3 protein-coding genes are annotated in these 15,261 nt (G+C 62.1%); 1 reads left to right on the top strand and 2 read right to left on the bottom strand.

Translation table 11 applies throughout. The annotated features are described in order from the left end of the window. Positions 1–9 precede the first annotated feature (9 nt). Positions 10–1,953 (top strand): cyclic di-GMP receptor LapD, encoded by a 1,944-nt coding sequence (lapD, locus tag C4Q26_RS10905; protein WP_104883081.1) that lies wholly within the window; start codon positions 10–12, stop codon positions 1,951–1,953. Positions 1,954–2,029: 76 nt separating this feature from the next. Here the strand turns inward: lapD and C4Q26_RS10900 are convergent, their stop codons facing one another. Together C4Q26_RS10900 and C4Q26_RS10895 are read right to left on the bottom strand one after the other, a co-directional pair. Continuing rightward, positions 2,030–2,371, bottom strand: a complete 342-nt coding sequence (locus tag C4Q26_RS10900; protein WP_023378073.1) for a hypothetical protein — start codon at positions 2,369–2,371, stop codon at positions 2,030–2,032. An 81-nt stretch (positions 2,372–2,452) separates the two neighbouring features. Next, a complete protein-coding gene (locus C4Q26_RS10895) occupies positions 2,453–14,851 on the bottom strand; it encodes a retention module-containing protein (RefSeq protein ID WP_104883080.1) in 12,399 nt (4,132 codons plus the stop codon). Between the last annotated feature and the right edge of the window lie 410 nt (positions 14,852–15,261).

The following is a 15,261-nucleotide window of genomic DNA, read 5'->3' as shown; positions in this document are numbered from 1 at the left end:
GGAGCGCAGATGTCACTGTTCAAACAATTGCTGTTGGCCATTTGCTTGTTCCTGGTGGTCGCTTTCAGTGGAAGCTTCGTGGTCAGCCTGGAAAGCTCGCGCAGCCAGTACGTCAACCAGTTGCGTTCACACGCGCAGGATGCAGCCACTGCATTGGCCTTGTCGCTGACACCCAATATCGACGACCCTGCGATGGTCGAGCTGATGGTCAGCTCGATTTTCGACAGTGGCTACTACGCAAGGATCAAAGTTGTCGATCTGGACTCCAACGCCACCTTGGTCGAGCGCCACGCCGAGCCCGACAGCAGTGGTGTGCCGAGCTGGTTCGTGCGCATGATTGGCCTAGAACCCGCAGGTGGGGATGCCATCGTCAGCCGCGGCTGGCAGCAGGCCGCGCGCGTCGAGGTGGTGAGCCACCCCATGTTCGCCGTCGCCAAGCTCTGGCAGAGTGCGTTAGGCAGCCTCGGCTGGTTGTTGCTGTGTGGTGCGGCTAGTGCGGTGCTTGGCGCGTTGTTGCTGCGTCGGCAACTGCGACCGTTGGACTACATGGTGGAGCAGTCCCATGCCATTGCCCGCCGCGAGTTCCTCACCTCGCCGCTGCCACGTACCCCAGAATTGCGCCGTGTGGTGCAGGCCATGAACCAGATGGTCGAGAAGCTCAAGGCATTGTTCACCGAACAGGCCGAGCGAAGCGAGCGACTCCGAGCAGAGTCATACCAGGACAGCCTCACTGGCTTGTCCAATAGACGTTATTTCGAAATGCAGCTCAATGCCAAGGTGAGCAACCTTGAGGAAGCCCGAGCCGGCTATCTGTTGTTGCTTCGAGTGCAGGATCTTGCAGGCCTTAATGCCCGATTGGGTGGCCAGCGGACGGACCAGTTGCTGCAGGCGGTGGGTGAGCACCTGCGCCGTACCTGTGCCGGTTTTCCCGAAACCAAAGACCTGATTTCTCGCAGCCGTGGAGGCGAATTCGCCGTGCTTGCACCAGGCATGGTGCATGAAGAGGCGGTGAAGCTGGCCCAGGCACTCGAAGCTTCGTTGCACAGTCTGCATGACACTGGGGCCAGCGATGTCGCTCCGGTCGCCTGTATCGGCTTGGCACCCTACACCCCAGGCGATGCACCGCAGGCACTGCTAACACTGGCGGACGAGGCCCTGGCAAGGGCTGAGAACCAACCGACACCGGGCTGGGTGTGCCTTGAGCAGGGCGCGGCGGCCGTGGCCGGGGACAGCCAGCACGACTGGCATTCGCGCCTGGACAAGGCCTTCGTCAACGGCCATTTCGAATTGTTCTTCCAGCCCGTGGTGGACTGCCAATCCACTGAAGTAGTGCTGCACCATAAAGTTATTTCCCGACTTGACGACGGGCGTGGCGAAGCACTGACGGCGGGCCGTTTCCTGCCCTGGCTTGAGCGCTTTGGCTGGATGGCCCGGCTGGATCTGCTGATGCTGGAGAAAGTGCTCGCCCACCTGCGTGGCCATGACCAGGTGCTGGCGCTGAACCTGTCCGGGGCAACCCTGGCCGATCCCGAAGCCCTGAGGCGAGTCTATGAGCTTCTGGGCCAGAACGTTGCTTTAGGGCCACGGCTGATCTTCGAGATCGGAGAGGAGCAACTGCCCGAACAATCGATGCTCGAGCAATTGACCCGGCGCCTGCGTGGGTTGGGCTTCGGCCTCGCGTTACAGCGCTTTGGCGGACGTTTCAGCATGATTGGCAACCTGGCTAATCTGGGCCTTGCCTACCTCAAGGTGGACGGAAGCTACATCCGCAACATCGACCAGGAACAGCACAAGCGCCTGTTCATCGAAGCCATCCAGCGGGCGGCGCATGGCATCGACTTGCCACTGATCGCCGAGCGGGTAGAGACGGAAGGGGAACTGAGCGTCCTGCGAGAAATGGGGGTAGAGGGCGTTCAAGGACAACTGGTGGGCGAACCTGCGCCCTGGCGATGAGTACACGGGCATCCTAGGAGCCGGCTTGCCGGCGATTGGGCCAGCAAAGACAGCGGCTCCTGCATCCCCCCCGCCCTCAGATCAACCCACCTTCGCTTTCCTCCTCGATCAGGTTGTTCAGGCTGCCCAATGCCCTACGGGCCGTTGAGCGGTTGAGCAGCTTGGCCTGGGCGCCGACGGGCAGGTCGGTGATGCTGATCACCCCCTTGGTGGTCAGCACCTCGATCAGGTCCTCGAGCACCCGGATCATGTCCAGATCACTCTGCTTGAGTTGCTTGAGGCTGTTTTCGACGACGTCGTCGGCAAACCACTCCTGGATCTCGGCATGGTCGGCCGGGAGGATTTCCGCGAAGCCCTCGAAGGGGGCGGCCTCGACCCGCAGCAACTCCCCTTCACTGTCGCGTTGCACGTAGAACATGGCATCCGTCCTCGTCACTTGGGTTCCTTAACGGTTGAGCTATGCGCAGCTTAGGCAAAGTTCCCGAGCTGCGCCTGCCGGTCAGTTATTGGAATTGTCGATCTTGATGGTCGGGTCGGCACCGCTTATGAGCGAATTGATCGTGGTGTTGGACAAGTTGACCCCTTCCAGCTTGATCGAGACATCGGCATTGGCCAGCCCCCCGGCAGCATTGAGCTTGCCCTCCGTACTGATTTGCAGGGTCGACTCACCGCCAACGGTGGTGATCTTCAGGTAGTTGTCGATCGTCGATCCACGCTCCCCCTGCAGAAGGTCGCTCAGGTCAAGACGGTCGCCCTCGCTCATTTTGAAGTCCTTGATCACATCCTGGCCGATGTCGCCGAGCTTCCAGACGAAGGTGTCCGCGCCGGCGCCGCCGCTGAGGATGTCGTTACCCTTGCCGCCGGTCAGGGCATCATTGCCGGCTCCGCCAAACAGCAGGTCGTTGCCGTCGCCCCCCAGCAGGGTGTCGTTACCCGCGCCGCCCAGGAGGATGTCATTGCCCTTGCCGCCATCGAGGTAGTCGTTCCCGCCCTGGCCGAAGATGATGTCGTTGCCAGCACCTCCCATCAATGTATCGGCACCGTCGTTGGCGCGGGAGATATCGAACTCGGAGTAATGCTCGGAAACGTACTTGTGCATCGTTCGCGCATCCACGTCGCCCGCATCCACACCGAGCTTGAGGGCAACATAGGTCTGGATCGCTTCCACGCCGGTGCCAGGGATCGAGTCGAAGGTGACAAGGTCACCGAAGATGATGTCGTGGCCATCGCCGCCATCGACTCTGTCCGAGCCGGGCTGTGTCACTTCGGTGTGGCCAAGGATGGCCTCCGCCAGTTTGCTGGGGTCGATGTTCGATTGCGGCGTCTTGTCCGAGTCGAAGGGTTTCAGATCGTTCGTATCGACGCCGCTGTTCAGGCCGATTGCCTCCACTACCGACAGCGCCGCGAGAATCTTGAAACTGTCGTTGGAGTTGTTCAACGTTGCATCATTGGTGGTGTTGCCAGTACCTGCGCGAGTCGACAGCTCATAGCCGCCATTGCCTTCGGCGCGAATCGTGCCGCTGGTCACGGTGTTCCACTTGTAGCTCCAGGTCAGTAGGTCGAAGCTGCCGCGCGTCTCGGCGGTCAGTTTGCCGCTGCTGTCGATCGATACCCGGTTGGTGGTGTCGAGCTGGTAGTTCGTGACAGTGTCACCAGCCTTGTAGTTGATGCTACTGAGGAAGGTATCGAGTTTCACGCTGCTGTTGGCCAGGTTCGGGTTGGCTTGCTCGCCGGTCTGGTAGTAGGTCGGTTGGCCGTCGGTGATGAAGAACGTCTGGTTGCTGCCAGTGTTGCCGGCATTCTTGAGATTCTGGAACCAGTTGGCGGTGGTCTTGAAGGCGTCCTCGTAGTTGGTGCCGCCCTCTGAGCTCATGGTGCCCAGGGCGTTGAGCAAGGTCTTGAGCCCGGTATCATTGAGGGTAACCGAGATGGAACTCTTGACCTGCGTGGCGAAGTCCACCAACAGAATGTTCACCGTGCCCGATTGTGCACCCTTGACGCTGGCGGCCAAGGTCCGGAACACCGACTCCATGGAGGCTTTGGCGGCATCCACACCGGACGCCCCCATGCTGCCCGAGGTGTCGACGATGAACGCGATGTTGTAGTCCTTCCCCGCAACGACGTGCAGGCCTGTCACATCGGCGACGATGAGATCGTTGTTCACGGTACCGGTCGCGGTGTCGTTATCGGTACCCAGGTTGCTGGAGGTGTAGTTTTCCGGGTAGACGGTGACTTTAACCGAGCCTTCGTTGATGGCTTGGCTGCCTCCCACGCCTTCTTTGGAGGTGGAGGTGATCTTCACGTCGAACTGGCCAGAGTAGTAAGCCGGTGGCTTGATCGCCAGACTGCCCAGGTTCCAGCCAGTGACATCGACCGCCGTTGCACCCACGGTGATGCTGTGTCCCGCGTTGTCGCTCACCACCGAACCTGCCGGAATCCCGGCAAGCTTGACGCTCAAGGTTTCCGAACCGTCGGTATCGGTCAGGCTGGTGCTGATGCCCACCAGCTTGACGCTGCCGTTCTCTGGCCCTTCATTGAGCTTGTAGCCATCGTAGTAACCCTGGCCATTGCTGCCATGCAGGTCAGACACCGTCACCCCGGCGTTAGCCAACTCGGTGACGTTGGGGTACATCGGGATAGTCGCACTGTTGAAGTCGCCGACCGAACCGTTGCCGACCTTGATGTTGATGTCGTAGCTGCCTGGCCCGGCCTGGTTGGCGTGGTAGATCTCCAGGGTGTAGTAGCCGCTAGCGCTGGGTGTAAAGCTGCCCGAGACATTGCCGCCCGCACCCCAGGTGGCGGTGACCACCGTCTTGCCGCCGATATTGACCAGCAGACTGTCATCAGCCGTGCCGCTGAAGGTATAGGTCTTGCCGGCTTCCAGATAGATCAGGCCCGAAGTTTTCGAGCCGGACTGGGCGGCGACGCTGGCCTCGGACTGCACATTGGTCGTGGTTTCGCTCTTGCTCGCACTGCCGGAGTTGGCGAACACGGATTTCAACGCATCACCGGTGATACCGTTGCCGCTGTTGGTCAAGCCGGTGAGGGTGTTCCAGGTTTCTTTGGTCAGGCCTAGGGAGTTGACGTTGTTGTTGCCAATGTTCAGCTCAGGTTTGTCGGCGACGGGTGTGATGTCCACCTTCAGCGTCGCCTCGCTACCTGGGCTGCTGCCGTCGGTGGGCTTGTATTTGACCTGGGCATAATCGGCCTGCTTGTTGCCCACGCCGGAGCCGCCGTAGCCATCGGCCCCCGACTGATTGGTCAGCGGTACGAACTTGAGTTTGCCTGCAGCGATGTCTGCCTGGCTGATGGTCTGGTTGACCGTCACGTTCACCCAGGCCGTGCCGTTGAAGTACTTCAAGTTCCCGAGGTCAGGCAGCTTGGTGATAGTCACCCCAAGGTTTGCGGCGGAGCTGTCGACGTCGGTGATGTTGAAGTCACTCCAGTTCAGCACCAGATCGGTGTCCTCCGAGCCAGTGGCCGCCCCACCTATGGTGACTGGCGCATCGTTGACCGCAACCACATTGACCGTGGTGGTGGCCGTGTTGGATACGTTGACCCCATCGGTCACGGTAACGGTGATCACGCGGGGTGTAGTGCTTGGGTCGTCGCTGGTGTTGACGAAGGTGATGTTCTTGATGGCCTGCATGTAGTCTGCCAGCGACGCTGCACCGCTCAAGGTGAGCACCACTTTGCCGTCGGTCACGCTTGATGTGACGGTGATGCCGTTGACGCTGTTGCCGAGGTTGAGCGCATCGCCAGGCTGGCGATTGGTCAGGGTGACGGTAGCGCCGGTCAGTTGGCTGCTGTCGAAGTCGGTGATGGAGATGTCCAGGTCACTGATGGAATTGCCGTTGCCGTTCTCGGTGAAGGTGGTCTGGTAGTCCGCGCCGTTCTTGCCGCTGGAGTCGTTGGCATCGAGGTCCAGCACTGGGGCGGGTTCATAGATCTGGGTCGTGACACTGGATGCACCGGCGTTGATCACAAGGCCTTCGAAGTTGCCGCCTGTGGCTGAGTCGATCTTCACATTGATCTGTTCGGTGCCCTCATTGATGGCGTCCTTGAGGGTGGGGATAGTGAAGGTTGCCTGGGTGCTGTTGGCCTTGATCACCACAGTTGCGACGCCGGTGTAGTCGACGCCATTGGTCGCCGTACCGCTATAGCTCAGTTTGACGGTGACGTCAGTTTGCGGGGCATTGCTCAGGGTCAGGGTGTAGGTGGCATTGTTGCCCTCGGCCACTGCCGCGCTGCCGGAGATCCCTAGTGTGGTGTTGTTCAGGGTATCGGAAACGGCCGTGACCGCTGGCGCCGGGTTGACCACGAGGTTCTCGAAGTTGCCGCCACTGGTATTGGTTATCGTGGCACTGACTGGTCCAGCGTCGATGTAGACGTCATCGGAAGGTGCGGCCACCGTCACGCTGCCGGAGGATTGGTTGGCGCCGATGGTGATGGTCTGGCCGTTGCTCAGGGTTAAGGTAAGCGCGGTTTGCGCAGGATTGGTCAGGGTCGCGGTATAGACGATCTGGCCGCCCTCTGTCACGGTAGGTGTGGCCGTCAATGTGACGGTGGTGGTCTCCTGTACATCGGTGACTGTACTGCTGACCGGGCTATTGTTTGCCACCAGGTTTTCGTAGTTGCCGCCGCTGACATTGCTGATGCTGTTGGTGACTGGCGCGTGTCCTTGGTAGACGTCGTTGGTCACGGCACCGGTGGCGGTGCCGGAGCTTTGGCCGACTGGAATGGTGATGGTTTGGCCGTTGGCTAAGGTCACCAGCACTGGACTACCGGTGACGGGGGCGCCGACGCTGGCGGTGTAGACGATGGTCCCGCCTTCGGCGACGCTCGGCGTGGCGGTTAGCGTGACGGTGGTGGTGTCCTGAACATCGGTCACGGAGGTGCTGACCGGTGCCGGATTGGCAACCAGGTTCTCGTAATTACCCCCGCTAACCCCGGTGATGCTGTTGGTGACTGGCGCGTGCCCTTGGTAGACGTCGTTGGTCACGGCACCGGTGGCGGTGCCGGAGCTTTGGCCGACTGGAATGGTGATGGTTTGACCGTTGGCCAGGGTGACCACCACTGGACTACCGGTGACGGGTGCACCTACAGAGGCGGTGTAAATAATCGTGCCACCCTCGGCCACCGATGGCGTGGCGGTCAGCGTGACCGTGGTGGTGTCCTGAACATCGGTGACGGTGGTGCTGACCGGCGCCGGATCGGCGACGAGGTTTTCGTAGTTACCCCCGCTCACCCCGGTGATGCTGTTGGTGACCGGTGCCTGCCCTTGGTAGACGTCGTTGCTCACGGCGCCGGTGGCAGTACCGGAGCTTTGCCCGACCGGAATGGTAATGGTCTGGCCGTTGGCCAAGGTGACCAGGACCGGCGAACCTGACACTGGTGCATTGAGCGTGGCGGTGTAGATGATCGTCCCGCCTTCGGCGACGCTTGGCGTGGCGGTAAGGGTGACCGTGGTGGTGTCCTGAACATCGGTGACGGTGGTGCTCACCGGCGTCGGATTGGCGACCAGGTTCTCGTAATCGCCACCGGAAACGTTGGTGATGCTGTTGGTGACTGGCGCGTGCCCTTGGTACACGTCGTTGCTAACGGCGCCGGTGGCCGTGCCGGAGCTTTGACCGACTGGGATGGTGATGGTCTGGCCGTTGGCCAGGGTGACCACAACCGGGCTACCGGTGACGGGAGCCCCCACACTCGCGGTGTAGACGATGGTCCCGCCTTCGGCGACGCTCGGCGTGGCGGTTAGCGTGACGGTGGTGGTGTCCTGAACATCGGTCACGGAGGTGCTGACCGGTGCCGGATTGGCAACCAGGTTCTCGTAATTACCCCCGCTAACCCCGGTGATGCTGTTGGTGACTGGCGCGTGCCCTTGGTAGACGTCGTTGGTCACGGCACCGGTGGCGGTGCCGGAGCTTTGGCCGACTGGAATGGTGATGGTTTGACCGTTGGCCAGGGTGACCACCACTGGACTACCGGTGACGGGTGCACCTACAGAGGCGGTGTAAATAATCGTGCCACCCTCGGCCACCGATGGCGTGGCGGTCAGCGTGACCGTGGTGGTGTCCTGAACATCGGTGACGGTGGTGCTGACCGGCGCCGGATCGGCGACGAGGTTTTCGTAGTTACCCCCGCTCACCCCGGTGATGCTGTTGGTGACCGGTGCCTGCCCTTGGTAGACGTCGTTGCTAACGGCGCCGGTGGCCGTGCCGGAGCTTTGACCGACTGGGATGGTGATGGTCTGGCCGTTGGCCAGGGTGACCACAACCGGGCTACCGGTGACGGGAGCCCCCACACTCGCGGTGTAGACGATGGTCCCGCCTTCGGCGACGCTCGGCGTGGCGGTTAGCGTGACCGTTGTGGTGTCCTGAACATCGGTGACGGTGGTGCTCACCGGCGTCGGATTGGCGACCAGGTTCTCGTAGTTACCGCCACTCACCCCGGTGATGCTGTTGGTGACCGTTGCCTGCCCTTGGTAGACGTCGTTGCTCACGGCGCCGGTGGCAGTACCGGAGCTTTGGCCGACTGGAATGGTGATGGTTTGGCCGTTGGCCAGGGTGACCACCACTGGACTACCAGTGACGGGTGCACCTACAGAGGCGGTGTAAATAATCGTGCCACCCTCGGCCACCGAAGGGGTGGCGGTCAGGGTGACGGTGGTGGTGTCCTGGACATCGGTGACTGTGGTGCTCACCGGTGCCGGATCGGCGACCAGATTCTCGTAGTTACCGCCGCTCACCCCCGTGATGCTGTTGGTGACTGGCGCGTGTCCTTGGTACACGTCGTTGGTCACAGCACCGGTGGCGGTGCCGGAGCTTTGACCGACTGGAATGGTGATGGTCTGGCCGTTGGCTAAGGTCACCACCACTGGACTACCGGTGACGGGGGCGCCAATGCTCGCGGTGTAGATGATGGTTCCACCCTCGGCCACCGAAGGGGTGGCGGTCAGGGTGACGGTGGTGGTGTCCTGGACATCGGTGACGGTGGTGCTCACCGGTGCCGGATCGGCGACCAGATTCTCGTAATCGCCACCGGAAACGCTGGTGATGCTGTTGGTGACTGGTGCCTGCCCTTGGTAGACGTCGTTGCTCACAGCACCGGTGGTGGTGCCGGAGCTTTGGCCGACCGGGATGGTGATGGTCTGGCCGTTGGCCAGGGTCACCACAACCGGGCTGCCGGTGACCGGTGCGCCAATGCTCGCGGTGTAGATGATGGTTCCACCCTCGGCCACCGAAGGTGTGGCGGTCAGCATGACCGTGGTGGTGTCTTGAACATCGGTGACGGTGGTGCTCACCGGCGTCGGATTGGCGACCAGGTTCTCGTAACTGCCCCCGGAAACGCTGGTGATGCTGTTGGTGACTGGCGCGTGCCCTTGGTAGACGTCGTTGGTCACAGCACCGGTGGCCGTGCCGGAGCTTTGACCGACTGGGATGGTGATGGTCTGGCCGTTGGCCAGAGTGACCACCACTGGACTACCGGTGACGGGTGCACCTACAGAGGCGGTGTAAATAATCGTGCCACCCTCGGCCACCGATGGCGTGGCGGTCAGGGTGACGGTGGTGGTGTCCTGCACATCGGTGACGGTGGTGCTGACCGGTGCCGGATTGGCCACCAAGTTCTCGTAATCGCCACCGGAAACGTTGGTGATGCTGTTGGTGACTGGCGCTTGCCCTTGGTACACGTCGTTGCTCACAGCGCCGGTGGCCGTGCCGGAGCTTTGACCGACTGGGATGGTGATGGTCTGGCCGTTGGCCAGGGTGACCACAACCGGGCTACCGGTGACGGGAGCCCCCACACTCGCGGTGTAGACGATGGTCCCGCCTTCGGCGACGCTCGGCGTGGCGGTTAGCGTGACGGTGGTGGTGTCCTGAACATCGGTGACGGTGGTGCTCACCGGCGTCGGATTGGCGACCAGATTCTCGTAATCGCCACCGGATACGTTGCTGATGCTGTTGGTGACTGGCGCGTGTCCTTGGTACACGTCGTTGGTCACAGCACCGGTGGCTGTGCCGGAGCTTTGACCGACTGGAATGGTGATGGTCTGGCCGTTGGCTAAGGTCACCACCACTGGACTACCGGTGACGGGGGCGCCAATGCTCGCGGTGTAGATGATGGTTCCACCCTCGGCCACCGAAGGGGTGGCGGTCAGGGTGACGGTGGTGGTGTCCTGGACATCGGTGACGGTGGTGCTCACCGGTGCCGGATCGGCGACCAGATTCTCGTAATCGCCACCGGAAACGCTGGTGATGCTGTTGGTGACTGGTGCCTGCCCTTGGTAGACGTCGTTGCTCACAGCACCGGTGGCGGTGCCGGAGCTTTGACCGACCGGGATGGTGATGGTCTGACCATTGGCTAAGGTCACCACCACTGGACTACCGGTGACGGGGGCGCCGACGCTGGCGGTGTAGATGATCGTCCCGCCTTCGGCGACGCTCGGCGTGGCGGTTAGCGTGACCGTGGTGGTGTCCTGAACATCGGTGACGGTGGTGCTGACCGGCGTCGGATTGGCCACCAGATTCTCGTAATCGCCACCGGAAACGTTGGTGATGCTGTTGGTGACTGGCGCTTGCCCTTGGTACACGTCGTTGCTCACGGCGCCGGTGGCCGTGCCGGAGCTTTGACCGACTGGGATGGTGATGGTCTGGCCGTTGGCCAGGGTGACCACAACCGGGCTACCGGTGACGGGAGCCCCCACACTCGCGGTGTAGACGATGGTCCCGCCTTCGGCGACGCTCGGCGTGGCGGTTAGCGTGACGGTGGTGGTGTCCTGAACATCGGTGACGGTGGTGCTCACCGGCGTCGGATTGGCGACCAGATTCTCGTAATCGCCACCGGAAACGTTGGTGATGCTGTTGGTGACTGGCGCTTGCCCTTGGTACACGTCGTTGCTCACGGCGCCGGTGGCCGTGCCGGAGCTTTGACCGACTGGGATGGTGATGGTCTGGCCGTTGGCCAGGGTGACCACAACCGGGCTACCGGTGACGGGAGCCCCCACACTCGCGGTGTAGACGATGGTCCCGCCTTCGGCGACGCTCGGCGTGGCGGTTAGCGTGACCGTTGTGGTGTCCTGAACATCGGTGACTGTGGTGCTCACCGGTGCCGGATCGGCGACCAGATTCTCGTAGTTACCGCCGCTCACCCCCGTGATGCTGTTGGTGACTGGCGCGTGTCCTTGGTACACGTCGTTGGTCACAGCACCGGTGGCGGTGCCGGAGCTTTGACCGACTGGAATGGTGATGGTCTGGCCGTTGGCTAAGGTCACCACCACTGGACTACCGGTGACGGGGGCGCCAATGCTCGCGGTGTAGATGATGGTTCCACCCTCGGCCACCGAAGGGGTGGCGGTCAGGGTGACGGTGGTGGTGTCCTGGACATCGGTGACGGTGGTGCTCACCGGTGCCGGATCGGCGACCAGATTCTCGTAATCGCCACCGGAAACGCTGGTGATGCTGTTGGTGACTGGCGCGTGTCCTTGGTACACGTCGTTGGTCACAGCACCGGTGGCGGTGCCGGAGCTTTGACCGACTGGAATGGTGATGGTCTGGCCGTTGGCTAAGGTCACCACCACTGGACTACCGGTGACGGGGGCGCCAATGCTCGCGGTGTAGATGATGGTTCCACCCTCGGCCACCGAAGGGGTGGCGGTCAGGGTGACGGTGGTGGTGTCCTGGACATCGGTGACTGTGGTGCTCACCGGTGCCGGATCGGCGACCAGATTCTCGTAGTTACCGCTGCTCACCCCCGTGATGCTATTGCTGACGGGAGCGTGCCCTTGGTACACGTCGTTGGTCACGGCACCGGTGGTGGTGCCGGAGCTTTGGCCGACCGGGATGGTGATGGTCTGGCCGTTGGCCAGGGTCACCACAACCGGGCTGCCGGTGACCGGTGCGCCAATGCTCGCGGTGTAGATGATGGTTCCACCCTCGGCCACCGAAGGTGTGGCGGTCAGCATGACCGTGGTGGTGTCTTGAACATCGGTGACGGTGGTGCTCACCGGCGTCGGATTGGCGACCAGGTTCTCGTAACTGCCCCCGGAAACGCTGGTGATGCTGTTGGTGACTGGCGCGTGCCCTTGGTAGACGTCGTTGGTCACAGCACCGGTGGCCGTGCCGGAGCTTTGCCCGACTGGAATGGTGATGGTCTGGCCGTTGGCCAGAGTGACCACAACCGGGCTGCCGGTGACGGGAGCCCCCACACTCGCGGTGTAGATGATGGTTCCACCCTCGGCCACCGAAGGTGTGGCGGTCAGCGTGACCGTGGTGGTGTCTTGCACATCGGTGACGGTGGTGCTCACCGGTGCCGGATTGGCGACCAAATTCTCGTAATTACCCCCGCTCACCCCGGTGATGCTGTTGCTGACCGGTGCATGGCCTTGGTAAACGTCGTTGGTCGTGGCACCGGTGGCGGTGCCGGAGCTTTGGCCGACTGGAATGGTGATGGTTTGGCCGTTGGCCAGGGTGACCACAACCGGGCTGCCGGTGACCGGTGCTCCTACACTCGCCGTGTAAATGATGGTCCCGCCTTCGGCGACGCTCGGCGTGGCGGTTAGCGTGACCGTTGTGGTGTCCTGAACATCGGTCAAGGTGGTGCTGACCGGTGCCGGATCGGCAACCAAGTTCTCGTAATTACCCCCGCTCACCCCGGTGATACTGTTGCTGACGGGAGCGTGCCCTTGGTAGACGTCGTTGCTCACAGCACCGGTGGCCGTGCCGGAGCTTTGACCGACTGGGATGGTGATGGTCTGGCCGTTGGCCAGATTGACCACAACCGGGGTGCCGGTGACGGGGACGCCGACGCTGGCGGTGTAAATGATGGTCCCGCCTTCGGCGGCGCTCGGCGTGGCGGTTAGCGTGACCGTGGTGGTGTCTTGAACATCGGTGACGGTGGTGCTCACCGGCGTCGGATTGGCGACCAGGTTCTCGTAGTTACCCCCGCTCACCCCGGTGATGCTGTTGCTGACCGGCGCGTGCCCTTGGTAGACGTCGTTGCTCACAGCACCGGTGGCCGTGCCGGAGCTTTGGCCGACTGGAATGGTGATGGTCTGGCCGTTGGCGAGAGTCACCACGACCGGTGAGCCCGTCACTGGCGCATCGACCGTGGCGGTGTAGACGATCGTGCCGCTTTCGGCCACAGATGGGGTGGCGGTCAGGGTCACTGTCGATGTATCCGGGGTATCAGTAACGGTCGTCACCGCAGGTGTGCCGTTGATGGTGAGGTTCTCGAAGTCGCCGCCCGTGGCGCTGGTGATGCGCGAACTGACGACCCCGGCATCGATATAGCGATCATCGCTCGGCGCCGGCACGCTGACACTGCCTGAGGTCTGGTTGGCCGCGATGACGATGCTAACGCCATTGCTCAGGGTGACGGTGACCGCGGACTGGCCGGGGTTGCTGAGGGTCGCGGTGTAGATGATCTGGCCACCTTCGGCAACGTTTGGGGTTGCGCTTAGGGTAACCGTGGTCGTGTCCTGCACATCGGTGACCGTGGTGCTCACTGGCGTTGGATTGGCGACGAGGTTCTCGTAGCTACCGCCGCTCACGCCAGTGATGCTGTTGGTGACTTGCCCCTGCGATTGATACACATCGTTGCCCACCGGCACGCTGATCGTGCCGCTGCTTTGGCCAACCGGGACAGTGATGGCTTGCCCGTTGGCGAGCGTGACCACCACCGGACTACCCGTCACAGGCGCCGAAAGACTCGCCGTGTAGACGATGGTGCCGTGCTCGCTCACCGATGGTGTCGCAGTAAGAGTAACCGTGCTGTCGTCGGTCGAGTCGTTGACGACTGTCAGGGCAGGGGCCGGATTGACCTCCAGGTGTTCGAAGTTGCCTCCGCTCGCCGAGGTGAGGCTGGCACTGAGCGTCGTGCCGCCCTTGTACACATCGTTGGCGGTCTGCAGCGTTACGCTGCCACTGGTCTGTCCAGCCCCGATAGTGATGACTTGGCCGTTGGACAGCGTCAGTGTCACGGCCGTCTGCGCGGGGTTGCTCAAGGTTGCGGTATAAGTGACAGTCCCTCCCTCGGTGACCGCCGGGCTGGCAGTGAGGGTCGCGGTGGTGGTGTCCACCGTATCGACCACGCGCGTGGTGGCGGGGGTGCCATCGATGCTGACCGGCAGGCCACCTCCGCGGGTCCCGCTGATGCTCGCCGACACCGCGTGGTCATCGACATAAACCGTATCGTTGGCAGGAACCGCTACGCTCACCGAGCCGCTGGTTTGCCCGGCGGCAATGACGATGACCGCGCCATTGGACAGGGTCACTGTGAGGTCGCTGAGCGGTGCCTGGCCGACAGTGGCGACATAGACGATCGAACCCCCAGCCTCGCTGATCGAAGGAGTGGCGCTCAAGACTACGGCCGTGCCCGCAACAACTGGATCGGAAGGCGTCGTCGTATTCGAAGCCTGTAACCCTGCGAACTGCTCGAGGCTCAGCGCGTCGCTGAAGTCCAAGGGGCCGGTGGTATAACCCACGGTGGGTGCGACTGCGCCCGCAGTTGCCTCCAGCAGCACGAAGCTGTGTCCGCCACCGAGAGCGCCGCTACCGCCCGCGGCGCTTGGCCCGGCAGCGGTTGCCTCCAACGCAGTGGTCGGGTCGACACCAGCCTGGATCGCCTGCTGCAACTGTTCGACCGAGGGTGCTGCCTGCGCCGTTGCCTGGCTCAAATCGGTGCTGCTGTCTGGCGTTTCGGCGCTCCATTGGCTGTCACGCCCCAAGTCCACGTAGCGACCATCGGCCAGCTGCAAGGTGACGGCGCCACCCGGCCCGGTCAGCACTTGCTCACCCGCATACAGGCGGTCACCTTCGATCAGCAGGCGTCGGATGCCTTCTGGGGATACCGCGATGACTTGGCCAACTATGCTTTTGACGATGGCAACCACAGTGCTCATAGGGCTCTCCCGATAATCCCGATGCGTGTCTTCCATGACCGACCGATGGGTGAAATCAGCCGATGTCGAAGGTGCGGCGAAATGCAGTTAGTGTTTAATTATCAATGTGTCGAAGTCTTTCCCGTTCAAACGGCGGAACGTGGCGAACTATTGACTCCCCAGTCTCATCGCAGGACTTGGGCAATCTAATGTCATATCGTTAATTCGCTTGTTGCCAACTCTTACTTTTGTATTAGTTGGAATGTGAGCTCTTGGGCTTGGTGATCATTTAGTAACGACTTCCTGACCCGCACCCGGGTTGGTGCGCTGTATCTCAAGGGCGGCGATACCTTTTGTCATAGCGCTGTGTGGGCGATTTATATGTAACTTTTGGCTTGCGCCCATGGCGCCAGGCGTTAGTCTTTGAAGTA

The sequence above is a fragment of the Pseudomonas sp. SWI44 genome (assembly GCF_002947915.1).
GTDB classification, from domain to species: Bacteria; Pseudomonadota; Gammaproteobacteria; order Pseudomonadales; family Pseudomonadaceae; genus Aquipseudomonas; species Aquipseudomonas taiwanensis.
The sequence above is the reverse complement of the archived record's forward strand: the minus strand, read 5'-3'. Positions and strand labels throughout refer to the sequence as shown.